The sequence below is a fragment of the Streptomyces sp. CNZ287 genome, assembly GCF_007827615.1.
Map to the genome: position 1 here is coordinate 37,487 of NZ_VISV01000019.1, position 24,007 is coordinate 61,493.

Annotated in this window: 14 protein-coding genes and 2 pseudogenes; 9 read left to right on the forward strand and 7 right to left on the reverse strand. The window is 70.5% G+C overall.

Annotation, left to right across the window (positions count from 1 at the left end):
* Entirely contained in the window at positions 1–1,971 is a 1,971-nt protein-coding gene (locus FB457_RS27965) for a glycoside hydrolase family 127 protein (protein WP_486589153.1), read from the forward strand.
* 65 nt (positions 1,972–2,036) lie between these two features.
* Here FB457_RS27965 and FB457_RS27970 read toward each other — a convergent pair whose 3' ends face one another.
* Positions 2,037–3,215, reverse strand: coding sequence for a XylR family transcriptional regulator (locus tag FB457_RS27970; RefSeq protein ID WP_047018943.1), 1,179 nt, complete (start codon positions 3,213–3,215; stop codon positions 2,037–2,039).
* 38 nt (positions 3,216–3,253) lie between these two features.
* On the opposite strand from FB457_RS27970, the gene FB457_RS27975 reads away from it, so the two are divergent.
* The 8 genes from FB457_RS27975 to FB457_RS28010 all read left to right on the forward strand — a co-directional run bounded on the left by FB457_RS27975 (position 3,254) and on the right by FB457_RS28010 (position 14,801).
* Positions 3,254–4,432 carry a Gfo/Idh/MocA family protein gene (locus FB457_RS27975; RefSeq protein WP_216725732.1) on the forward strand — a complete coding sequence of 393 codons (1,179 nt, stop codon included), beginning with the start codon at positions 3,254–3,256 and terminating at the stop codon, positions 4,430–4,432.
* Positions 4,433–4,538: 106 nt separating this feature from the next.
* The gene (locus FB457_RS27980; RefSeq protein ID WP_164492603.1) at positions 4,539–5,699 is read left to right on the forward strand and encodes a branched-chain amino acid ABC transporter permease; all 1,161 of its coding nucleotides are present in this window, start codon (positions 4,539–4,541) and stop codon (positions 5,697–5,699) included.
* Positions 5,696–6,766: a branched-chain amino acid ABC transporter permease gene (locus FB457_RS27985; RefSeq protein ID WP_145783662.1), complete on the forward strand. Its 1,071-nt coding sequence runs from the start codon at positions 5,696–5,698 to the stop codon at positions 6,764–6,766. Before FB457_RS27980 ends, FB457_RS27985 begins: the two co-directional genes overlap by 4 nt.
* Positions 6,763–8,226 carry an ABC transporter substrate-binding protein gene (locus tag FB457_RS27990; protein WP_078898519.1) on the forward strand — a complete coding sequence of 488 codons (1,464 nt, stop codon included), beginning with the start codon at positions 6,763–6,765 and terminating at the stop codon, positions 8,224–8,226. The genes FB457_RS27985 and FB457_RS27990 overlap by 4 nt, the downstream gene beginning before the upstream one ends.
* 12 nt (positions 8,227–8,238) lie before the next feature.
* Positions 8,239–9,027, forward strand: coding sequence for an ABC transporter ATP-binding protein (locus FB457_RS27995; RefSeq protein ID WP_047018946.1), 789 nt, complete (start codon positions 8,239–8,241; stop codon positions 9,025–9,027).
* A complete protein-coding gene (locus FB457_RS28000) occupies positions 9,024–9,755 on the forward strand; it encodes an ATP-binding cassette domain-containing protein (RefSeq protein ID WP_145783663.1) in 732 nt (243 codons plus the stop codon). The genes FB457_RS27995 and FB457_RS28000 overlap by 4 nt, the downstream gene beginning before the upstream one ends.
* 52 nt (positions 9,756–9,807) lie before the next feature.
* Entirely contained in the window at positions 9,808–10,686 is an 879-nt protein-coding gene (locus FB457_RS28005) for a sugar phosphate isomerase/epimerase family protein (protein WP_047018948.1), read from the forward strand.
* A gap of 41 nt (positions 10,687–10,727) precedes the next feature.
* Positions 10,728–14,801 carry a ThuA domain-containing protein gene (locus FB457_RS28010; RefSeq protein ID WP_145783664.1) on the forward strand — a complete coding sequence of 1,358 codons (4,074 nt, stop codon included), beginning with the start codon at positions 10,728–10,730 and terminating at the stop codon, positions 14,799–14,801.
* 262 nt (positions 14,802–15,063) lie between these two features.
* On the opposite strand, the gene FB457_RS28015 is transcribed toward FB457_RS28010, so the two are convergent.
* From FB457_RS28015 to FB457_RS28040, 6 genes and pseudogenes are all read right to left on the reverse strand, one after another.
* Positions 15,064–16,464, reverse strand: coding sequence for a hypothetical protein (locus tag FB457_RS28015; protein ID WP_052770533.1), 1,401 nt, complete (start codon positions 16,462–16,464; stop codon positions 15,064–15,066).
* A gap of 129 nt (positions 16,465–16,593) precedes the next feature.
* Positions 16,594–18,717 (reverse strand): annotated as a pseudogene (locus FB457_RS28020) (ThuA domain-containing protein); the annotation flags it as partial.
* 124 nt (positions 18,718–18,841) lie between these two features.
* Positions 18,842–19,966, reverse strand: coding sequence for an arabinofuranosidase catalytic domain-containing protein (locus tag FB457_RS28025; protein ID WP_253911496.1), 1,125 nt, complete (start codon positions 19,964–19,966; stop codon positions 18,842–18,844).
* Positions 19,967–20,044: 78 nt separating this feature from the next.
* Positions 20,045–21,601: pseudogene (locus FB457_RS28030) on the reverse strand (alpha-L-fucosidase); the annotation flags it as partial.
* A 322-nt stretch (positions 21,602–21,923) separates the two neighbouring features.
* Entirely contained in the window at positions 21,924–23,126 is a 1,203-nt protein-coding gene (locus FB457_RS28035; RefSeq protein ID WP_145783666.1) for an iron-containing alcohol dehydrogenase, read from the reverse strand.
* Entirely contained in the window at positions 23,087–24,007 is a 921-nt protein-coding gene (locus FB457_RS28040; RefSeq protein ID WP_186462054.1) for an alpha/beta fold hydrolase, read from the reverse strand. The genes FB457_RS28035 and FB457_RS28040 overlap by 40 nt, the downstream gene beginning before the upstream one ends.

The window sequence follows — 24,007 nt, forward strand, 5'->3', positions numbered from 1 at the left end:
GTGGCCCGGGTGCCAGGCGGCACCGATCCCAGGGGCGGCCGGCCGGTCGTCCCGAGCAGGGGCGAACGGCGCCCCCTGGGTCTGGCGGAGGTGACGCCCACCGGCGGCGGATTCTGGCAGGACCTGCAGCGGACCAACGCCGCGGCCACGCTGGCGCACTGCGAGCGGTGGATGGAGCGGCTCGGCTGGCTCGCCAACTTCGACCGTGTCGCCGACGGTACGACCGGGCCGGACCGGGCCGGCTGGTCCTTCGCCGACTCCGAGGTCTACAAGCTCGTCGAGGCGCTGGCGTGGGAGTACGGCAGCACCGGCGACCCCGTTCACGGCGCGGCCGTACGGCGGCTGACGGCCCGTATCGCCCGCGCCCAGGACCCCGACGGCTACCTCAACACCTGCTACGGGCACCCCGGCCGCCCGCCGCGCTACAGCGACCTGGAGTTCGGCCACGAGCTGTACTGCACCGGGCACCTCCTCCAGGCCGCTGTCGCCCGGCTGCGCACCACCGGCGAGGACGAACTCGTCGCCGTCGCCCGCCGGGCCGCCGACCACGTCTGCGCCACCTTCGGCCCCGACGGGCTGAAGGGCGTCTGCGGCCACCCCGGGATCGAGACCGCCCTCACCGAACTGGGCCGCGCCCTCGGCGAGCCCGCGTACACCGACCAGGCGCAGCTCTTCCTCGACCGCCGCGGCCACCGCACCCTGGCGGTGCCGTTCGGCATCGGCGGCGCCGGATACTTCCAGGACGACGTGCCCGTCCGCGAGGCCGGCGGCTGGCGCGGCCACGCCGTGCGCCAGCTCTATCTGGCGGCCGGCGCCGTGGACGTGGCCGTGGAGCGCGACGACCGGAAACTGATCGCCGCCGTCGAGCGGCAGTGGGCCCACGCCGTCGCCCGCCGTACGCATCTGACGGGCGGCATGGGCTCACGGCACCGGGACGAGGGCTTCGGCGACGACTGGGAGCTTGCGCCCGACCGCGCGTACTGCGAGACGTGCGCGGGCGTCGCGTCGGTCATGGTGTCCTGGCGACTGCACCTGGCCACCGGCGACATGCGCTACGCCGACCTGATGGAGCGCACGCTCTTCAACGTCGTCGCCACCTCGCCGAGCGCCGACGGCCGCGCGTTCTTCTACGCCAACCCGCTCCAGCAGCGCACTCGGGGCGAGGGTCCCGGCCGCTCCGCCGACGGGGAGGTCAGCCCGCGCGCCGAGGGCGGCACCCGGGCGGCCTGGTTCGACGTCTCGTGCTGTCCCACCAACGTCGCCCGCACCCTGGCCTCCTGGCACACCTACCTGGCCACGGCAGGGCCGCGGGAGCTGACGCTGCTGCAGTACGCGAGCGGCCGGATCGCGGCCGAGCTGGGCGACGGCAGGACGGTGGCCGTGGAGGTGGAGACGGCGTATCCGGTGGCAGGACTGGTGACGGTCCGGGTGGTGGACGCGCCCGCGGGCGCGATGGCCCTGCGGCTGCGGGTGCCCGGGTGGGCACGGGGCGCGGTGCTCCACGAGGGTGGCCGGCAACGCCCCGCCGCCCCGGGCCCGGTGGTGGTCGACCGCGTCCTCGTGCCGGGCGAGGAGATCCGGCTGAACCTCCCCGTCACCTCCCGCTTCACCTGGCCGGACCGCCGCATCGACGCCCTGCGCGGCAGCGTCGCCGTCGAGCGGGGACCGCTCGTGTACTGCGCCGAGTCGACCGATCTGCCGGACGGCCTGAGCCTGGACGACGTCCTGCTGGACACCACCGCCCCGCCCGTGGAGCGTGACGGCACCGTCCTGGCACGCGCGGTGCCCGCGCCCCGTCATGCCCCGGAGGCGGAACCCGCCTGGCCCTACGCGCCGGAGCCCGGGCCGGCGGCGTCCTCCGGGCCCGCGAGGGAGCTGCCGTTGACCCCCTATCACCGCTGGGCGGAGCGCGGTCCCGCCACCATGCGCGTGTGGCTGCCCGCGGCACCGCGTGACCCGGGCCCGGTGTGAAAGGACCGGGTGGAAACCGGCCGTGCGCGGCACGGACGCGCCGTACATGTCACCGACTCGTGCGGCTACTCACTCCAGAAAGCCTGGCGGGCGACGGACCCGTTCACCGACCGGCGGTACTGGCCCGGTGACTTGCCGGTGTGCTTCTTGAACACGACGCTCATGTACTCGGAATGGCTGAAGCGGAGGCGCTGGGCGATCTGCTGGAGGGTCCAGTCCGTGGAGGAGAGCAGTTCGGCGACGTGGGCCACCCGGACGCGCACGATCTCGCCGTGGACGGTCCGGCCGAGGCTCCGGAGAAAACGGTGGTCGAGTGCGCGCCGGGAGAGCCCGATATGCCTGAGGACGGCGGTGACCGCGAGATTCTGGTCCGAGCGGTCGCGGATGAACCGCAGCGCCTCGGCGACGAGGGGGTCGTCCACGGCCAGGATGTCCGAGGACTGCCGGGTGACGAGCCGGGTCGGTTCGATCAGGCGCAGGCCCGGTTCGAGGACGCGGCCCTGCATCATGAGGTCCAGGAGTTCGGCGGCGAGATATCCCGTCCGCGTCGTGTCGGGCTCGATGCTCGACAGCGGCGGGGTCGTGAGGTTGCCGATGAGTTCGTCGTTGTCGACACCGATGACGGCGACCGAGTCCGGCACCGCCAGGTCGGCGGTCTTGCATGCCTCCAGCACTTCCTGACCGGCAATGTCATAGCAAGCGAAGACACCGACAGGTTTGGGAAGGCCGCGGAGCCATTCCGCGAGGAGTTCGCGGTCGGCGGCGCGCATGCCCGTGGACTTCATCCGGAACTCCCGCGGAACCGAGCCACGCTCGCGCACGTGCTCGGCGAACCATGCGCCGCGCTTCAGGGACCAGCCGAATCTCTCGTCGCCGCAGAAGGCGAAGTGGCGCAGTCCGCGTTCCTCGAAGTGCCGGAGGGCCCACCGCGCGATCGTGCCGTCGTCGGTCTCGACGCCGGGTAGTTCGGGCACGAGCCGGGCGGCGCTGAGATCGACGGTGGGCAGACCGAGCCGCCGGATGAAAGAAGCGGTCTCGGCGCTTTCGATGCGGGCCAGTACGCCGTGGCCCTGCCAGTCTTCGAGCCAGGAGAAGTCGGTCTCGTGGCGGCTGTGCTCGGCGAGATACATCGACCAGCCCGGGTGGGCCTCGACGTACTTCTTCACGCCCACCAGCACACCGCGGGCGTACGCGTTCGAGGTCTCGACCAGCAGCGCGACGTGACGAGTCCGGTGGGCGGGCATGTAAAAACTCTAAGCCAGACTGCGGGATAACGCATGGCTTGGTCTCCACCGCCGTTCGTAATCTACACGGCCATGGGAGGTCAACGATGACGCAGAAGGTACGGGTGGCGATTGCCGGCCTCGGATTCGGTGCCGAGTTCATCCCCATCTATCAGGCCCACCCCGATGCCGAGTTGGCGGCCGTCTGCCAGCGCACCGAGACGGCGCTGACGCAGGTCGCCGATCACTTCGGTGTCCCGGGCCGGTTCACCAGCTTCGACGCGATGCTGCGGGACCCCGGCATCGATGCCGTCCACATCAACACCCCGATTCCGGAACATGCCGAGCACACCGTCGCGGCGCTCCGGGCCGGCAAGCATGTCGCGTGTACGGTGCCGATGGCCACGACGCTCGACGAATGCCGGGAGATTGTCGCCGCCGTCCGGGAATCGGGCCGGAATTACATGATGATGGAAACGGTCGTCTACTCCCGCGAGTTCCTGCACGTCCGCGATCTCGTGGCGAACGGCACCATTGGCCGGGTCCAGTTCCTGCGCGGCGCCCACTACCAGGAAATGGCGGGCTGGCCCGGGTACTGGGAAGGACTGCCGCCCATGCATTACGCGACGCACGCGGTGAGTCCGGTGCTGAGTCTCGCCGGTGCGCTGGCGGAGAGCGTCGTGTGCATCGGTTCCGGCCGCATCTCCCCGCGCCTCGCCGAGAAGTACGGTTCACCGTTCGCCGTCGAAAGCGCCCTGATCACCCTCCGCGGTACACCCGTCGGCGCCGAGATCGCGCGTTCGCTCTTCGAGACGGCACGTGAGTACGTGGAGAGCTTCACGGTGTTCGGGAGCCGGGCGAGCTTCGAATGGGAGCAGACGCAGGGCTCCGGGCATGTGCTGCACACCGGGGAGGAGCCGAAGAGCATCGGGATCCCGGACTTCGGGCACCGGCTGCCGCCTCAGATCGCTCCGTTCACGACGCGTGGCGTCTACGACGACGAGAACGAGCACCTCTCCTTCGTCCAGGGCGGCGGCCACGGCGGCTCGCACCCGCATCTGGCACACGAGTTCATCCGGAGCATCGTCGAGGAGCGGGCGTCCGCGATCGACGAGGTCACCGCGGCGAACTGGACGTCCGTGGGCATCTGCGCGCACGCGTCGGCGATGGACGGGGGAGCGCGGGTGGCGGTCCCCGACTACGAGGAACTCCGCGAGCAGGGCTCCGCCGCGAACTGACCGGCGGCGGATGCATCGACCGGGCGCGTGCGGCGACGCGCGGTGTGCCCGCCCGAGGGAACCAGAACACGCGCCGCCGCACGGCACCGAGCAACGGGAGGAATGGATGAAGCCTGCCCGGATCGACCCACCACAGGCAGCGCACGACGATGCGGAAGAGGGGAGCGCCCGTACGCGCAAAGGCGGGAGCCGCCTGAACACGAGCCCGCGGCGCGGGCCGGGACACCGGGCACCACGTGGGCGCACGGCCCTCCGCAGGCTGCCGGTCTGGGCGGTCGGCCTGGCCGTCACCGCCGTAGCCGTGTGGGTGGCGTTCCTCGCCGACGGCACACCGGCCGGACCCGCGGCGGAGGACCCGGGCAAGTTCCTCGTCACCGTGCTCGACGCGGTCACCTTCGCGGGGCTCCTCTTCGTCGCGGCGTCCGGCTTCACCCTCATCTTCGGTCTGATGCGCACGGTGAACATGGCGCACGGCTCCCTGTTCCTGCTCGCCGCGTACCTCGCCATCCGCGTGCAGGAGGCGATGGTCGGCCAGTCCCGCAACATCGAACCGGCACAGGTCGGCATGCTCGACTGGCTGGTGCCGATGCTGGCCGGCGCCGGCGTCGCGGCCGTCGCCGGTCTGGCGATCCAGCAGCTCTTCCTGCAGTGGAACGAGGGCCAGGAACTGCGCCAGGCGCTGATGACGCTGGCCCTGACGGTCGTCCTGGCCGACCAGATGCTGCGTGAGTTCGGCGGGCTGGCCCAGACGATGGTCTGGCCCGGTGCGGTCACGCACTTCTTCTCCGTCCAGGGCGAGCGCTACCCGGTCACCCGTTTGTTCATCCTCGGCGTGGCCGTGCTGGTCGGCATGCTGCTGTGGCTCTGGCTCACCAGGACGGGCATGGGGACGGTGATACGCGCCGGCGTGGACGACCGCGAGATGGTGCGCGGACTCGGCATCAACATCAAGCTGGTCTTCGCGATCACGTTCTTCGTCGGATCGTTCCTTGCCGGGGTGGGCGGTGTGCTCGGGGCCTCCTTCGCCGGAGCCGCGCCCGGCACCGACGGAAACTGGCTGCTGAACTCACTCGTCGTCGTCATCGTCGGCGGCCTCGGCTCGCTCCGGGGTGCCGCCGCCGGCTCGCTGCTGTACGGCACCGTCGTCGCGTTCTCGCCCGCCTACCTGCCGAGCGCGTACTCCTACTACGCGATCATCATGACCTTCGTCCTGCTGGCGCTGGTCCTGGCGATCCGGCCCTACGGACTGTTCGGGAGACCGGCATGACGGCGCGTCATCTGCTGACCCGGAGCAACCTCCTCGGGACCGCCCTGGTCGTCGTCCTGCTGCTCCTGCCGAATCTGGCGACGGCGTACTTCGTCAACTTCGTCATGACGCAGACGCTCATCCTGGGCCTGGCGGCGGCGACCATCGTCTTCCTCGCCAAGTACGGGGGGATGACCTCGCTCGCCCAGTTCCTGCTCTTCGGCATCGCCGGCTTCATGTTCGGCAACGCGGCCCAGGAGACCGGCGCCCGTGGCCTGAACCTCGGCTGGCACCCCTGGGCGGCGGTCGCGTTCGCCGTCGTGGTCACCACCGCGGCCGCGTTCGTCCTCGGCGCCCTCGCCAGCCGCACCACAGGGCTCTACTTCCTGATGCTCACGATGGTCTACGCCGTCATCGGCTACTACGTGTTCGCCCAGATCGTCGAGATCTCCGGGCCCGGCGGGCTCACCAGCATCCGGCGGCCGGACCTCCTGGGGCCGCCCGTGCGGCTGTACTACACGGGCCTCGGCCTCTCCGTGCTGGCCTACCTCGGCTTCCGGGCGGTCGGGCGGACCGGGTTCGGGCTGACGCTGCAGGGCGTCCGCGACGACCCGGTCCGGATGGCGTCGCTGGGGTTCAACGTGCCGCTGCACCGGACGCTGGCCTTCACCATGGCCGGGTTCGTGGCCGGGGCGGGCGGCCTGCTCAACGTCTGGTGGAACGGCCAGATCGACCCCGCGTCGATCGCGATCGGACCCACCCTGATCCTGCTGATCATCGCGGTGATCGGCGGCATCTCGTCCTTCGAGGGCGCCTGGCTCGGCGCCTTCGTCTACGTCCTGATCTTCACCTACCTGCGCGATCTGCCGCTGATCGACCGGATCGGCATCACCGAGGCGCGGTTCAACACCGTGATCGGAGTGATCGTCCTGCTGATCATGATGCTCTCTCCCGAAGGGCTCACCGGAATCGCCCGGCGGCTGCGCCCCGGCCCCCGGCCGCGCGCCGGAACAGGGCAGGACCCGTCCGCCGGAGAAGCGCCGTCCACCCGTACGACCGAGAAGGAACTGGGAGTTACACGATCATGAGTGCACTCAGACGCCCCGTGGCACTGACACTCTCCATGGTGGCGAGCCTGGCTCTGGTGGCCGCCGGATGCAGCGGGGACGACAGCTCCTCCGGGCTGCCCGCCGACGAGCAGTCGTCCGCGTTCTCGCCCAAGGACGGCGACGGCGTCCGGCTCGGGATCCTGGGCCAGTGCGAGGGCCCGTTCGGCGGGTTCCACGAGGACGTGGCCGCGGGCACGACGCTCGCCTTCGCCCGCTTCGCCGGCGCGAGCCCGAACTCGTCCACCAGCGCACTGAAGGGCTTCAGCGGCGCGGAGGTCGAGGGCACCCCGATCGAACTCGTCGGCATCGGCTGCGGCGACGACACCGCCGACCGCATCCTCCAGGAGGTACGCCGCCTGGTGGAGCAGCAGGGAGCCAACGTCATCATCGGCCCGCTCTCCGGCGACGAGGGCATCGCGGTCGCCGAGTACGCGAAGGGCAAGCCCGACCTCACGGTGTTCGCGGGCATCTCCGGCTCGCAGGAGCAGACCCTGCAGGTCCAGGCGCCGAACTACTTCCGTTTCTACGGGGACGGCGCGATCTGGAACGCCGGCCTCGGCGACCTGCTCTACCACGAGGAGGGCTGGCGCAAGGTCGCGGTCATCGCCGACGACTACAGCTTCGGCCACACCTCGGCGGCCGGCTTCATCGCCGACTTCTGCGGCGTCGGCGGCGAGGTCACCCACCGGGTGTTCCCGCCCCTGGGCACCACCGACTACTCCTCCTACATCTCCCAGCTCCCGAACCCGGATGAGGTGGACGGCTACTTCTGGGCCGTGGGCGGCACCGGTACGCAGGCCGCGCTTGAGGCGTTCGTCAACGCCAAGGGCGACCTCACCGGCGACGAGCACGCGGGCAACTTCTTCTTCAACCCGGACCTCGCCCAGGCGCTCGGCACCGACATCGCCGGCGCGCACGTCGGCGGCTTCGCCACCCTGCCGGGCGACATCCGGACGCCGGAGATCGAGGAGTACCTGGCGGCCGCCGACGAGACGTGGGAGTCGATACCGGGATCGCTGAGCGGCAACGATCCCGCCCCACCGTCCACCGCCGCGGCCTTCGGCTTCTTCTACGGGTACTACACGGCCGGCGTGGCGCTGGTCGAAGGACTCAAGGCGGTCGACGGCGACATCTCCGACCCCCAGGCGTTCCAGGCCGCCGTCGCCGGCCTCACCCTCGACCTGCCGCACGGCAGCATCAGCCTGGACGAGAACCGCAGCGGCATCGTCGACGTCGGGCTCTCGCGCCTCGTCGTCGACGACTCCGGCGAGGTCGTACAGGAGAGCGTGGCCGTCGTTCCCGGCGTCGACCAGACCTTCGGCGGCACGTTCAGCCCGGACACCCCGTCGCCGGGCCGGGACTTCCCGGCGTGTGAGAAGCGGGACCTGCCCTGGGAGGGCAAGGCCATCCCCGTCGTCGACGGCGCCCCGCAGCGATAGGAGATCCCGGTCATGGCCCACACCAGCACGGTGCCGTCCGAGCCGGCCGGCAGGGCGCCCGTCGTCCAGGTCCGCGCGCTCACGGTGGCGTTCGGCGGGCTGCTCGCCCTGAACGGTATCGACCTCGCCGTCACGCGGGGCGAGCGGCTGGCAGTCATCGGCCCGAACGGAGCCGGAAAGACCACCCTGTTCAACGTGATCGCCGGCGATGTGACGCCTGTCAGCGGATCCGTCCTCATCAAGGGCGTCGAGTGCGTCCACCGGCCGTCGCGCTACCGCCCCCGGCTGGGAGTCGCACGGACGTACCAGAAGGCCCGGGCCCTGGCCGGCCTCACCGTACGCGAGAACATCTACCTCGCGCTCGCCGGACTGCGGGGCCGGCACCGGGCACTGTGGCGGTCGTCCACCGACCGGCGGATGAGCGACGAGGCCGCCGACGTGGCGCGCCGGGTCTGGCTGGCGGGACAGCTCGACGCCACGGCGGGAGAACTGGCCCACGGGCAGCAGCGCCAACTGGAACTCGGCATGGCCATCGCCACGAGGCCGGACGTGATGCTGCTCGACGAACCGGCGTCCGGCCTGTCGCGGGGCGAGCGCGAACGCCTCGTCGAACTGCTGGAGTCGTTCGACGAGGAGCTGACCCTGCTGCTCGTCGAGCATGACATGGACGTGGCATTCAGCATCGCCCAGCGGGTGGTGGTGATGGCCGACGGGGAGCAGGTCACGGCCGGAACCCCCGCCCAGGTACGCGGTGATCCACACGTCCACCGGATCTACCTGGGCACGGAGGCACCGCTATGAGCACGGCCCCCCTTCTCGACGTTCGCCGGCTGCGCTCCGGCTACGGCGCCTCTGTGGTCCTGGAGGAACTCAGCTTCAGCATGGGCGTCGAGGCCGTCGGGATCGTCGGCCGCAACGGCATGGGGAAGAGCACGCTCTGCGACACCCTGGTCGGATTCCTTCCGGCGTCGGGCGGGGAGGTCAGGCTGCGCGGTGAGCGGGTCGAGGGCCGGACGCCGGAGAAGATCGCACGCGCCGGTATCGCCTACGTCCCGCAGGGCCGGCGGCTCTTCCCGTCGCTGACCGTCGACGAGCACCTGGCCATGCTGGCCAGGCGGGCACGCGCCAAGCGATGGACCCCCGAGGCGGTCTACGAACTCTTCCCGCGGCTGGCCGAGCGCAAGAAGCACGGCGGTGCCGCCCTCTCCGGCGGCGAGCAGCAGATGCTCGCCGTGGGACGGGCGCTGCTGCTGAACGCGCGCCTGATCGTGATGGACGAGCCGTCCGAAGGGCTGGCTCCGACCGTCGTCGACGTCCTCGTCGACGTCGTGCACCACCTCGTCGACGAGGGGGTGGCCGTACTCGTCGTCGAGCAGAACCTGCGCGCCGCGGTCCGGATGGCCCGGCGGCAGCTCGTGATGGTGTCCGGCCGGCTGGAGGCCGAGTTCACCGGCGACGACCTGCTCAACCGGCCGGACCTGCAGAGCAGGTACCTCGGCGTCGGCGGCGCCGGCCGGGCACTCCGGTGAGAGGTCCGGCTCCGCCGTGTGGTGGACGAAGAAGATCGCGAGGGGAGAACCGATGAAGGCGACAAGGACGTTCGGGGTCAACACCTGGGTGTGGACCTCGCCCCTGACCGACCGCAGGCTGGCCGAGCTGGCACCCCGCGTACGGGAGTGGGGCTTCGACGTGATCGAGCTCCCGGTGGAGAACGTCGGCGACTGGGATCCCGGCCGGGCGGCGAAGCTGCTCGACTCGCTCGGTCTGTCGGCCACCCTCGTCGTGGCGATGGGACCGGGGCGCGAGCTGGTGGCCGCCGGCGGGGAGACGATCGCCGCCACGCAGGATCTCCTGCGGCGCGTGGTCGACGCGGCGGCCACCGTGTCCTCGCCGGTCGTCGCGGGCCCGCTGTACGCCTCGGTGGGGCGCACCTGGCGGATGGACGACGCGGAGCGGCGCGCCTGTTACGCGCAGGTGCGGGACGGCCTCGCCCCGGTGGTCGAGCATGCGCGTGCAGCCGGCGTCACCGTGGCGGTCGAGCCCCTCAACCGGTACGAGACCAGCGTGGTCAACACCGTCGACCAGACTCTGGACGCGCTGGCCGGGCTGCCGGCCGAAGGCTGCGGGGTGGCTCTGGACGTCTACCACATGAACATCGAGGAGCAGGACATCCCGGCGGCCATCCGGAGGGCGGGCGACCGGATCGCCCACGTCCAGGTATGCGCCAACGACCGGGGCGCTCCCGGCGCGGACCACCTCGACTGGCCGGGAATCCTCACCGCGCTCGACGCCGCCGGCTACCGGGGGCCGCTCGTGATCGAGTCGTTCACCGGCGACAACGAGACGATCGCGACGGCCGCCTCGATCTGGCGGGCACTGGCACCGAGCCAGGACGCGATCGCCGTCGACGGGCTGTCCTTCCTCGCCGGGCTGTCCGCCGGGCACCACCGCACCCCCTGAATTCTTCGGTCAGCACCCGCCACGAAGCGACGGAGAGGACTATGCGACAACGCCATAGAAATGCCCTGCTCACGGTGGTGATCGCGCTCCTGGTCTCGTTCCTTCCAGGAATGGCCACCAGCGCGGCACAGGACGCCGAGCAGGAATACGATGTGCTCTTCTTCCACAAGACGACCGGCTTCCGGCACGATTCGATCCCGTCCGCCCTGGCGGCGGTCGAACAACTCGGCCAGGAGAACGGCTTCACCGTCACCGAGACACAGGACGCCTCGGTCTTCACCGACGAAGGGCTGGCGCAGTACGAGGCCGTCGTCTTCTTCACCGACGGTGAGAAAACCCTCGACACCGGGCAGCGGCACGCGTTCGAGCGCTACATCCAGCGCGGCGGAGGATTCGCCGGGCTGCACTCGTCGTCGAACATGGACAAGACGGACTGGCCCTGGTGGTCCGAGCTCATGGGCGGCGCGTTCTTCAAGAGCCACCCCTCCGGGGCCGACCAGTTCCAGGAGGCGACCGTACGGATAGAGGACCCCGACCACCCGTCGACGGCCGGGCTGCCGGCCGAATGGGTCCGCGAGGACGAGTGGTACAACTTCACCGCCAATCCGCGTGAGGACGTCCACGTCCTGGCGACGCTGGACGAGTCGACATACAACCCGGGCCCGGACGCCATGGGCGAGGACCACCCCATCGCCTGGTGCTCCGCCTTCGACGGCGGCCGGACCTGGTACTCGGCGCTGGGCCACAGCCCGGACGACTACGACGAGCCGCAGTTGCGCCGGCACATCCTCGGCGGCATCGAGTGGGCGGCGGGCACCGCCGAGGGCGACTGCGGCGAGCCCCGCGAAGGGAGCCCGACGGAGTCCTCCTTCGAGAAGGTCGCGCTGGACGACAACACGGCCAACCCGATGGAACTGGCCGTCGCCCCCGACGGACGTGTCTTCTACGTCGAGCTGGGCGGCACGGTGAAGCTCTACGACCCCGAGTCCGGCGGCGTGCAGACGGCAGCGCAGATCCCGGTCCACCGCGGCAACGAGAACGGGCTGCTGGGCATCGCCCTCGACCCCGACTTCGAGACGAACCAGTGGGTCTACCTCTTCTACAGCGCACCGTCGCCCGAGGTACAGCACGTCTCCAGATTCACCGCCGACGGCGACACCCTGGACATGGAGTCCGAGAAGGTGCTGCTGGAGATCCCGCACCAGCGGGAGGTGTGCTGCCACTCCGCCGGCTCGATGAGGTTCGGTCCCGACGGCAGCCTCTTCATCTCCACCGGCGACGACACCGCGCACTTCGCCTCGAACGGCTTCGCCCCGATCGACGGGCGCGTCCACGACGACCACAACAGCGAGGACGCCAAGCACTCGTACGACGCGCGACGCACCTCCGGCAACACCAACGACCTGCGCGGCAAGATCCTCCGGATCAGGCCCGAGGACGACGGCACCTACGCCATCCCGGAGGGCAACCTGTTCCCGCCGGGCACGGAGAAGACACGGCCCGAGATCTACACGATGGGCCACCGCAACCCGTTCCGGATCGCCGTCGACGACGAGACCGGCTGGGTCTACGCCGGCGAGGTCGGTCCCGACGCGGGCAGCGACAACGCCGACCGCGGCCCGCGCGGCTACGACGAGTGGAACCAGATCCGCGAGGCCGGCAACTACGGCTGGCCGTACTGCATCGCCGACAACCAGGCGTACCGCGAATGGGACTTCGCCTCGGGCACCCCGGGTGAGTCCTTCGACTGCGAGAACGGTCCCGCCAACAGGTCCCCGTTCAACACCGGCCTGGAGACCGTCCCGCCGGCCAAGGACGCCTTCGTCTGGTACCCGTACGGGGAGTCGCCGCAGTTCCCGGAGCTCCCCCAGGGCGGCGGGCGCTCCGCGTACGCCGGCGACGTGTACCACTACGACCCCGGACTGCTGGGAGACGGGCAGTTCCCGGAGTACTACGACGACGCGGTCTTCGTCATGGAATGGTCGCGCAAGTGGATTGGCGCGCTCCGGCTGGACGAGAACGGCGACTACAAGAGCTTCGAGCGGTTCATGCCGAACACCACCTTCCGCAGCCCGCACGACATGGAGTTCGGTCCTGACGGGGCGATGTACCTGATCGAGTGGGGCATGGACTTCAACTACGGCGGGGCGAACGTCAACCCGGACTCGGGCCTCTACAAGATCAACTACACCAAGGGCGCACGCACCCCGGTCGCGAAGGCGGCCGTCGACAAGGACTCCGGGCCCGCTCCGCTGGACGTCGCCTTCTCCAGCGAGGGCAGCCACGACCCGGACGGCGACGAACTGACGTACACCTGGGACCTCGGTGACGGTACGACATCGGACGAACCCGACCCGACCCACACCTACACCGAGCCCGGCGAGTACACCGCGCAACTCACGGTCAGCGACCCGTCGGGACGGTCCAGCAGCTCCAACGTCACGATCACCGCGGGGAACACCCGTCCCGAGGTGACCGTGGAACTGCCGTACAACGGCCAGGTCTTCGACTGGGGCGACGAGATCCCCTTCAAGGTCTCGGTCTCGGACGCCGAGGACGGCTCCGGCAACGCGATCGACTGCGAGCGCGTGACCGTCCAGCAAGGGCTCTACCACGACGAGGGCGGTAACGCGCACGTGCATCCGGGCGAGGCGCAGAACGGGTGCCAAGGCGTACTCGCCACCCAGAGCGACGCGGAGCACGGCGAAGCCGCGGACATCGCGCTCACCGTGACCGCCGGCTACACCGACCTCGGTGGCGAGGCCGGCGCCCCTGCGCTCACCGGCGGGGTGACGCACTTCCTGCAGCAGACGCGGAAGGAGGTCGAGCACTTCGGCGACTCGTCGAAGGTGAGCGTCGGCGACGCGGAAGACGAGGAGACCGGGGGCGGTGAGGCGATCACCGCCGGGGACGGCGCCTGGGCGTCGTACGCCCCCTACAACCTCGACGGCGTCGGCGATGTGACGCTCCGTGCGGCGGCGGCCGAGGACGCCACGGTCGAGGTACGGCGCGGTGCGCCCGACGGCGAACTGCTGGGCAGCGCGGAGATCGAGGGCAACGTCGAGGTGCCGCGGGCCGGCGGCCCGGAGGGCTTCGGCAACGCCGTCCGACTCGGCGGGTCCGGCGAGTCGGAGAAGGTGGAACTGCCCACGGGCATCGTCGAGGGTGCCGAGGACTTCACCGCCTCGGCATGGGTGAACTGGTCCGGCGGCCAGAGCTGGGCCCGGATCTTCGACTTCGGCTCCGGCACCGGCACCTACATGTTCCTGACGCCGAGCGCCGGCGGCACCGGCAACCTCAGGTTCGCGATCACGACCGGCTCCGGCGAGCAGCAGATCGACGGCTCGCAGCCGCTGCCCACCGACGGCTGGCAGCACGTCGCGGTCACGCTGTCGGGCACCACGGGAACGCTGTACCTCAACGGAGAGCCGGTCGGGACCAACGACAACATCACGTTGGACCCGTCGGATCTGGGCCCCACGGCGCAGAACTGGATCGGCGACTCCCAGTGGTCGGCGGACCCGCTGCTCAACGGCACGGTCGACGATTTCCACCTCTTCGACCGCGCGCTGGCGCCGGGAGAGATCAAGTCGCTGACCGCCGCCCCCGGCGGCGACGTGGGCGGTGGAAACATCGCCTGGTACCGGTTCGACGAGGACGGCGGCGCGCACGTCGCGGACTCCTCCGAGCAGGGCAACGACGCGCGCATCGTACTCGCCGAGTCCGCTGCGACCTGGCAGAACGTGACGGTGGACCTGAAGTCGACCGAGGGTACGTTCCCGCTGTACCTCGTCTTCCCGGATGGTCAGGTGCGGGTCAACTGGATGGAGTTCGGCAAGTCCGGAGTCGATCCGGGGGAGTGCGCCACTCCCGATCAGCGGGCGACGGTGGTCGTCGGCGACGTCGACAGCGGGGTGAGGAACCACGAGGCCGGCGGCGGGTGCACGATCAACGACCGCATCCTGGACGAACAGCCGTGGAGCAGCCCGGGCGAGTTCGGTAGACACGTACGGGAGGTGACCGCCGCGCTCATGGACGACGGGGTGATCACCGGGCCGGAAGCCCGTGACATCAGGCGTGCCGCAGCCCGCAGCGAGATCGGCCGCGCCGCGTAGGCGGTAGGCGCTTGCGAACCTGGACGGCGTGCGCGGACTGCGCGGACGCGGTGGCCGAGCTGCTGCGGAGTTCGCTTCGGAGTCGGGGCTGCGTCCCTGGTCGGTACCGGCACACATGCCCCTACGAGCCGGCGGCCCAGTAGAGGCTGCGTGAGAAACGGCCCTGACCAGGACGCACGTCCTGGTCAGGGCCCGACTGCACCGGCCCGCGGTGATGGCGGTCGGGGTGGCACCACCCGGCTCCGGCGGGGAGTGCGACACGTCAGGGCGATGACGCCTCCGGCGGGAGCAGGGTGACGGTGTAGGCGTCGTGAAAGTCGGTCCACGGGACGGCGACCGTGGCCGCGTTGTCCTCGACCGCCACCAACTCGTCGGACACCGCTTGTGGGCCGTTCACCACCCCGCCGTTGTTCCACGGCACGCGCTCGACGACGGCGCGCACGGCGCCGTCCCGGATCAGGCCGGTCACGGCGTCGAGCCCGGTGAGGTTGACGGCCATGCTGCCGGTGGAACCCTTGGTGCCGAGGAGGACGGAGGCGCGGTGCGCCTCGTCGTCGCGTGTCGCGTATCCGTCGAGATCGGCGCCCGGGGTGACCTCGGCGCGGGTACCGGTCATCCGGGCGTACGCGCGGTACAGCTGCCAGTCGCCCAGTGGCTGGTAGGCACCGCCGACCCGGGTGACAAGCGCGGCCATGTTGTCGTGGAGGCCGTTGCCCGAGCCCCAGTTGGCGCGCAGGCCGTCGACGTCGGCGTGCTCCAGGCGGGCGATGAACCATCCTGAGTTGCCCGGGTTCTGCTGCTCGGGCCAGGCGTATTCGTTGACCTGAAACTCGTCTACGGCGATGCCGCGCGCGGCGATCATGTTCTGGAGGGCTGCCCTGCTGGCCACCGGGTCCTGGCCGTGCGGGCTGCCGCCGATCTCGTGCCAGCTAAGGATGTCGGGCACGGTGCCGGCAGCCGCAACGTGGTCGAGGTACGCGCTCCACCAGCCGTTGTTCGCAGTAGGCTCGTTCGCGCTGCTCGGGCCGACGATCACCGCGTCGGGGAGTTCCTCGCGGATCCTGGCATAGGTGCGGTCCCACATGTCCAGGTACTGCTCCTGGGACCTGTTCCAGAATATCGAGAGGTCTGGCTCGTTCCATATATCCCACTGGGGATTGATCCCGGCGGTCTGGATGTCCGAGATCAGGCGATCGAGGAAGGCGTCGTAGTCCGACCAGTCGCCGTTGTCGCCGGGGAAGCGGGGGATGGCGCTGCCGTCGGCACCCCAGAGATCGTGGGGCAGCATCTGGAACGTGCCGCCGAGGTCCACGGTGCGCCGGTACTGGGCGAGCGTGGAGTTCCAGCGCCGCTCGTAGCCTCCCGCGACCCACCCTCCGGGGCTCAGTTGGGCGCCGCCGGCCCGTTCGTAGCGGAAGTCGATGCCGGTGAAGAACTCGTCCGGCGGATCGGCGCCGTCCTCGGTGATGCCGTAGAGGATGCCGGAGGCGCGATGCTGCGGAGCGCCCAGGTCGGCCGAGAAGTCGACGGTGACGGCGTCGTCGAGGGGCCGGGGCGGCGGCTGGGCGGCTCCCGGGGATGTGGTGATCAGAAGCGTGGCCGTCGCGGCGGCGAGGGCGGCGGCGAGGCGGTGCGGGCGGCGCTTGCGGTGGGGTCTGCGCATGGTGGGTTGCCTCCTTGTGCGGGGGGTTACGGTCGTGCAGGCCCTCCGCCTTGCCGGAGGGCCTGCACGAGTGCTGTGCCGGGTCGGGACGCCTCAGGGCGTCTGGACGTCGATGGGTCAGCCGGTGCTGTCAATGCGGTAGAGGCCGGAGTCGTTGTTGCCGCCGTTGAAGGCGCTGCCCCACTCCAGCAGGTACAGCGAGCCGTCCGGGCCGAAGGTCATGTCCATCGGCTTGATGAACCTGGTGCCGGACATGAAGGCGTTGACGGACCCCAGCCCGCCGCCGCCGAAGCGCATCTCCTTGATGAAGCCGCGGTCCCACTCGTAGAAGAACGCCGAGCCGTCGAACGACTGCGGGAACTTCGTGGTGGAGGGGTTGTCCGCGTCGTAGCGGTACACGGGTCCGGCCATCGGGGCGATGCCACCCGAGCCGAGCTCGGGGAACTCCGCCGAGGCGCCGTAGCCGTACCACATGTCGGGCTTCTGGACAGGCGGCAGCTCGGTCAGGCCGGTGTTGTTGGGGGACTCGTTGACGGGGTTGGCGCAGTCGAACTTCTGGCCGACCTGGCCGTTGTCGGGGTTGTACGGGGCGTAGGGCTCGTTGTTGCCGTGGCAGAAGGGCCAGCCGTAGTTTCCCGGCTCGGTGATGACGTTGTACTCGCCCAGGCCCGCGGGGCCGCGGTTGTCGGTGGCACCCTGCCGGTCGGGGCCGTAGTCGGCCATGTGCACGTCGCCGGTGGCGGGGTCGACGGTGAAGCGGAAGGGGTTGCGGAAGCCCATGGCGTAGATTTCGGGGCGGGTGTTGTCCGTACCCGCGGGGAAGAGGTTGCCGTCGGGGACGGTGTATCCGCCGCCGTTGGTGGGCTGGATGCGCAGGATCTTGCCGCGCAGGTCGTTGGTGTTGCCGGCGGTGCGCGCGGAGTCCTGCATCTCGTGGCCCGGGCGCCAGTCCAGCGGGGCGTAGCCCCGCCAGGCCGATTCGAGGTTGGGCGCGGTGTCGTCGCCCACACCGATGTAGAGGGTGCCGTCCGGGCCGAACTCGATGCTGCCGCCGGTGTGGCCGGGTTCCGGGAAGGTCCGGTCCCGGTAGGCGGGGATGTCGATCACCTTCTGCTCGCTCGCCAGCTCCAGGGTGTTTCCGGCAAGGGTGAAGGCGGACACTCTGTTGACGTCTTCGGCGCTGTCGGCCGGGGAGTAGTTGAGGTAGATCTTGTTGTTGGTGGCGAAGTCCGGGTCGAGGGCCAGCCCGATGAGCCCGTCCTCGCCTCCGGTGTACACCTTGAGGGTTCCGGCGGTGGTGGCGGATTGGGTCGCCGGGTCGAAGACGCGCACCGCGCCGCCGCGCTGGATGTAGATGACGCGGCCGTCCGGTGCGACGTCCAGCTCCATGGGATCGAGGGTGTCGTCGTCGAGCGTCACCTTCTGGAAGGTGGCCTGGGCGGGTGCGGGCTCCCCGCACTCTCCCGGCTGGCTGCCCGTCGCCCACTGCACGCCGCCCATCACGTGCTTGCGGAAGTCCTCCTCCGCGTAGGCGGCGGCGTCGTGTCCCATGGCGGTGGCCCAGACCTTGCCGCCGGAGGCGACGCTGCACCAGGAGATGGGGTGGTCGTCACCCATCGCGAACTGGCCCGGGTCGTAGGTCGATTCGTCGACGGTGGCGAGCACGTGGACGTTCGGCCGCGGGTTGGGGGCGAAGTTGTACCACTCCTCGGGCCGCGTCCAGGATGCGGGAAGATCCTGGGTCGAGGGGTGATCCGGGTCCTCGATGTGGACGGTGCCGTTCTGGATGCCGGCGGCGTGGCCGGGCATGTGTGCGCCGCCGTTGATGACCTCGTCCCACCAGGGGAACTCGCCCTCGATGCCCGCGTCGAGGGTGTTGTGGATGGCCACCACGCCCCCGCCGCCGGTCACGTAGTCCTGCATGGCCTGACGCTGTTCGTCGGTGTTCCAGACCATGCCGGAGTTCTGGAGCATGATGACGGCGTCGAAGCCGGAGAGCTCCGCGTCGTTGAAGACGGCCGGGTCGTCGGTCTGGACGAGCTCGATGTCCTGCTCGGCTGCCTCCTCCTGGAACATCCTGATGCCGGCCGGTATGGAGCCGTGGACATAGCCGACGGCCCTGGTGAAGAGCAGGACCCGGTCCTCGGCGGCCTCCGCGTGGGACGCGGTCGTCATCAGGGCACCGGCCGCGAGCAGCGGCGCCAGGGCGAGAGCCACGAGGGTGCGTGGGCGTCCGCGGTGTTCTTCCTTCATGTGGGGGGTTCCTCTCGAATGGGATGCGGCTCCGGCGCTGCCGGCCGGAGAAGGGAAGGTGTCCTGGGCAAGCGGGCCGGGTCCGGGCGGCGGCGGGAACCGTCGCTGCCGGACCGGCGCTGTGTCACTCGCCGGCGGTCGATGATGCGTAGCCGGCGGCCGTGATGTTGGCCTGCACCGAGTCCTCGGTCTCGTCCGACGGGTAGCCGGAGACCATGGCTCCTTCATAGAAGGTGCCCTCGCTGAGGTTGGCGCCGCCGCCGGGCTTGCAGCAGTCGCCACCGCTTCCCAGGACGATGGCCCCCTGCTTCTTCATGGGGCTGTATCCCGGGGGCAGCGACCCGTCCCACAGCGTGGTGAGGCTGCCGGACCGCGCGTCGGCGCCCTTGAGCGCGAACCGTGTCGTCCCGTTGTTCTTGAGCATCGCCGTGACGTACGGGTCGGTGAAGGCACGCTGCTGGGGATTCCACTGCTGGCTGCCACCGGGGTAGAGGCCCCATTCGAGGTCCGCCTGCACCCACGGCCCTCTCCCGTCACACCCGCCGAACCAGCACTGCGTGCTGAAGTTGATCGCGTCCATGGTGCCGGCGCCGTCGGCCGTCCTCGTCGTCTCACTGTTGCCGTAGTCGAAGCAGCAGCCGCCGTTGACGTGCGTGCCGCTGGTGACCATGTACATGCCCTCGGGCTCGCTGCCGGTGGGAACGCCCGTCTCGTGGCCGTCACGCCAGTAACTGTTCCCGGGCTTGATGTGGAGCGAGTAGACCTTGCTGCCGCCGACCGCCAGCGACTCGGTCATCGCGTCCGCGGGGCTGCTCTGGTCGGAGCCGGGGACCTGCTCCGATCCCTGATACCAGAGGTCGTTGCCGTTGCCGGACTGGTCGTAGACGACGGTGACGACGCACGAGGTGCCGGCGCAGAACGCGTCCTGCGCCGTGCCGTCGGCGGGGCCGCCCGCCGTCAGCACGCCGATGCCGAGCGTCGTGCGGTCCGAGGCACGCCGGATCTGGTAGAGGCTGCCGTCGTACGAGCCGTAGAGCGCGCGGGTCGTGCTGTGCGCGGCGACGCAGGGCGTGCCGCCCGACTCGTAGATGTCGCAGGGGCCTTCGGCCTGCGCCGAGACCTCGGCGGACGACGTCGACGCGGTGGCCAGCACGGCGGCCAGCAGCGCCATGAGGGCCACCGCGATCGCGGCCGGGGAGCGCCGTCTGCGCGGGGTGCGTACCGGGAGATGAACCGATGAGGGCTGCACTGGCTGCTCCTTTGCGGGTGCCAGGGTGGGGGATGCGGGTGTCGGGACGGGAGTGCCGGTGCGGGGCGGTCCTCACCCGCGCAGGTCGGGGATCCCGCCGGAGAAGGTCAGCTTGATCACGTAGGCCAGGGCGTCGAACGGCGCGTCGGACGCGGGCATCGAGACGTGCAGGCCGGCGCCGTCCTGGACGGTGTCGGGCAGGTCGGTATACGACCCGGCCGTGGAGTCGAGGAGCTGAGTCGCCGTCAGGGTGCTCAGGTCGATCCGGTCCGCGCTCAGCGTCGTCACGGTGAGCATGCCGCCCGGCCAGCCGAGCACCGTCGCGTACAGCACCGTGTTGTCCTTGCTGCGGGTGAACCGGATGTCCTCGCTGGTTCCCGCCACCGGCTCGGTGAAGGAACCGCCGCCCATCTCCGTCGGGCCCTCGCCGTAGTCCGTCCAGGCCCGGGTGGCGTAGACGGACTCACCGAAGCGCCCGAGGTAGTCCCCGAAGCCCCGCAGGAGCGCCCGCTGTTCCCCGGGGATGGTGCCGTCGGCCGTCGGCGCGATGTTCAGCAGCATGGTGCCGTTCTTGCTGACCCGGTCGATCAGCGAGTGGAGCATGGCCGCCAGCGGGTAGTAGCCGATGCCCTCGGTGTAGCACCAGCTTGAGCTGGAGATGCTGTCGTCCGTCAGCCAGTAGGGGACCTGGATGTCGGCCGGCCCGCCGCGTTCGTAGTCGAAGACCTCGCCCTTGTCGTTGAAGCCGTCCTTGTAGGTGACGACCACGTCCTTCTCCCAGGCGAGGGCCCGGTTGAAGTAGTACGCGAGGAACTCCAGCCGCTTGTCCTCGCCGACCTGGGGCAGGTTGAAGTCGTGCCAGATGAGGTCGGGCTCGTACCCGTCGATGACCTCTTCGAGCTTGTCGTACCAGAGCCGGCTGCCCGCCTCCCGGTCGAGCTGGCCGTACAGCTTCCGGAGGCGGGGGTCGGACTGCGCCGGTACGTGCTCGTAGTAGCCGGTGAAGTGGTACGCGTGGTGCAGGGACACCATGAACTTCAGGCCCTGTGCCCGGATGGCGTCGGCGTGCAGGCCCACCAGGTCGAGCCCGGGTCCGGTGGCGACGGAGTTCCACTCGTTCACCGCGCTGTCCCACATCGAGTAGCCGTCGTGGTGCTCGGCCACCGGCCCGGCGAACCTGGCGCCGGCGTCGGCGAACAGCTTCGCCCACTCCTCGGGGTCGAAGGCGCCGCCCTGAGAGGCGAGTTTCGGGGCGAACTGCACGTGGTTGCCGGCGAGGTCCTGGGCGCCGTTGATGAAGTTGTGGTAAGGCCACCCGGCCGGGTCCCCGTAGGCGGCGCGGTGATGGGCGTTCTCGGCGGAGCCGCCCGCGTACATGTTGCGGGGGTACCACTCGTTGCCGAACGCGGGGACGCTGTAGACCCCCCAGTGGAAGTAGATGCCGAACTTGGCGTCCTGGAACCACTCGGGAGCCGGTGGGTGCTGGTCGACCGAGGGCCAGTCCGGGGTGTACTCCTGCAGGCCGGCGGCCCGTGCGGTGCCGGCCCTCAGCAGCAGGCCGCCGGCCGCGGCGGCGCCGGCCGTGGCGAGCAGTCCGCGGCGGCTTAACGGGAACGGGGATGGTGACGCGGGCATGACACTGGCCTCTCGTGGGGGGTCCCGATCGCATGTCCGGCGCCGGTCATGGGGCCGTCGTGTCCACCCCGGGTACTCCACGTGGCGCGTTGCCGTGAACGCCGACGAGGTGGGAGAACCCCTGACGGTGCGGGCGATGCGATGCCTGGGTGGTGGTGCGGCTCGCCGCCTGAGCGGCTGTTCGAGATTTCGACCATTGGTCGACTCACTGAATGCTGATACGTATGATGACCGGGGTTCACGGGAGCGTCAATAGCTTCTGCATCACCCTGGTCGTGAGCGGATGGCCCTGCCCGGCACGTCGAGCGCACGGTCCGCGACCTCACACGCGTGCCGCGCTGATCCGGTCCGGCTCGCCGTGCCAGGCCGCCGTCAGGATCTGTTCCAGCGCGTCCACGTCGAGCCGCACGGGGTTGTTGTCGATGAGTCTCCGGATGCCGATCGAAGCCTCGGCCAGTCCGCGGACCTCACCGGCCTCGACCCCGATCTCGGCCAGCGATGCGGGCAGTCCGACGCGCAGCCCTAGCTCGTGGACGGCTGCCACGGGGTCGGTGCACGCCATCGCTTCGGCCAGAGCTGCCATCTCGGCCAGGCGCGCCGGTCGGTTGAACTCCATGACGTAGGGGAGCAGGAGGCCGGTCCCGAGCCCGTGCGACGTGTGGGTCGCCGCCCCGACCGCGAACTGGAGGGCGTGCCCGGCGGTGACGCCGGCGTTGCCGAAGGCGATGCCGGCGAGCAGGCTGCCGTAGAGCATGGCGGACCGGGCTTCCAGGTCGTCCCCGTCGTCGACGGCGCGGGCCAGGTTCGCGCAGATGCCATCGGCCGCGGCGAGTGCGAGGGTGTCGGAGAGCGGGTTCTTGCCGACCTGCGGCCGGGAGAGCACCGAGGACGGGGCTGCGGGCCGGCGGATCGCCATGAAGGACTCCACGGCGTGGGCCAGCGCATCCATCCCCGAGTGCGCGGTCACCGTCCGCGGTGCGCCAACGGTCAGCAGCGGGTCGCACAGCGCGTGCCGCGGGATGAGGTGCCGGCTGGCGATGCCGACCTTCATCCGCGTCGTCGCGTCGGTGATCACCGAGACAGGTGTGACCTCCGAACCCGTCCCGGCCGTGGTGGGCACCGCGATCAGCGGCAGCACCGGACCCGGCACCGACCCGACAGGGTAGTAGGTGCTCAGCGGGCCCGGGTGCCTCGCCAACAGAGCGGTGACCTTCGCGAGGTCGATGGTGCTTCCGCCCCCGACGGCGACGACCACGTCCGGCCGGTACTCTGCGGCGTACCCGACCGCTTCTGTGATGGTGCTCTCCGGCACGTCCACGACGGCTTCGGAGAAGACGCGTACGTCGACACCCGCCTCGTGCAGCGAGGTGCGCACCGAGTTGAAGCCGGGCGATCCGGCGATGTTCGGATCGGTGATGACCAGCGCCCGGTCGCCGTATTCGGCGGCGAGAGAACCTGTCGCCGAGGCCATCCCGGTGCCGAAGATCACCTGGGCGGGTGTGCGCAGGATCGCGAAGTCGTCCACGGCTCCTCCAGGAAGGTCGTCAGGAGCCGGTGCAGCTCCGCCGGTCGTTCGGCCGGTGCGGCGTGCCCGCACGCCCCGAACAGGTGCGCCCGTACATCGGGCAGCAGGTGAAGAAGTCGCAGGGTGCTGGACTCCAGCGGCACGACGCGATCATCCGTGCCGTGTACGAGGAGCGTGGGCGCCCGGATCCGCCCGAGTTCGCCGGCGGTCAGCGCGAGGTCACGGACCCATCGCTCGCGCGGCGGCGGGAACATGACGGCGAACGCCTCGAGCGGACCCGGCTCGAGAGTGGCGGCCAGCCGTGCCTCGACTGCTTCGGTGGTGCGGAACGCCTCGTCGACGTGGAGCAGCTCAAGGAGCCCGCGGGCCGCCGCGCGCCCGGGGCGGTACGCCCAGAGCCGGTCAAGACCCGGCGGTAGCGGCATGTCGACGCCGAGGGTGCCGATCCCCGCCAGCCGGGCGACCGTTCGCGGCCGGGCATGGGCCACGGAGAGCGCGATGGCGCCGCCCATGGAGTTGCCGACGACGGCGCAGCGGTCCAGCGCCAGCTCGTCCAGGAGCTCCAGGATCTGCGCCGTCCACACCCGGCGGCCGTAGGAGTGCTCCCCGTCGGCCGCAGGACCGGGGAGCAGCGTGCTCCGCCCGAAGCCGGCGAAGTCGGGTGCGATGACGCGGAAGCCGGGTGCCATGGCAGCCATGAGGGGCTCCCAGGCCGCACCCGAGGTCCCCGGGCCTGAGCCGTGCAGCAGGACGACGGCCGGACCCGAACCAGCCTCGCGCACATAGGTCTCCGACCCGGCGGTCCGGACCATCCGTCCCTCGATGCCGGTGTGCGTCGTCCTCGCGCCGTCCGGGCGCGCGCCGCCCACGGGAATGCCCAT

Excerpts from the sequence above, each read along its gene's own strand:
- FB457_RS27985 (WP_145783662.1), top strand. The coding sequence starts at position 5,696 with ATGACGGCGCGTCATCTGCTGACCCGGAGCAACCTCCTCGGGACCGCC.
- FB457_RS28040 (WP_186462054.1), bottom strand. The coding sequence starts at position 24,007 with ATGGGCATTCCCGTGGGCGGCGCGCGCCCGGACGGCGCGAGGACGACG.
- FB457_RS27990 (WP_078898519.1), top strand. The coding sequence starts at position 6,763 with ATGAGTGCACTCAGACGCCCCGTGGCACTGACACTCTCCATGGTGGCG.
- FB457_RS27980 (WP_164492603.1), top strand. The coding sequence starts at position 4,539 with ATGAAGCCTGCCCGGATCGACCCACCACAGGCAGCGCACGACGATGCG.
- FB457_RS28000 (WP_145783663.1), top strand. The coding sequence starts at position 9,024 with ATGAGCACGGCCCCCCTTCTCGACGTTCGCCGGCTGCGCTCCGGCTAC.
- FB457_RS28010 (WP_145783664.1), top strand. The coding sequence starts at position 10,728 with ATGCGACAACGCCATAGAAATGCCCTGCTCACGGTGGTGATCGCGCTC.
- FB457_RS27970 (WP_047018943.1), bottom strand. The coding sequence starts at position 3,215 with ATGCCCGCCCACCGGACTCGTCACGTCGCGCTGCTGGTCGAGACCTCG.
- FB457_RS28015 (WP_052770533.1), bottom strand. The coding sequence starts at position 16,464 with ATGCGCAGACCCCACCGCAAGCGCCGCCCGCACCGCCTCGCCGCCGCC.
- FB457_RS28005 (WP_047018948.1), top strand. The coding sequence starts at position 9,808 with ATGAAGGCGACAAGGACGTTCGGGGTCAACACCTGGGTGTGGACCTCG.
- FB457_RS27995 (WP_047018946.1), top strand. The coding sequence starts at position 8,239 with ATGGCCCACACCAGCACGGTGCCGTCCGAGCCGGCCGGCAGGGCGCCC.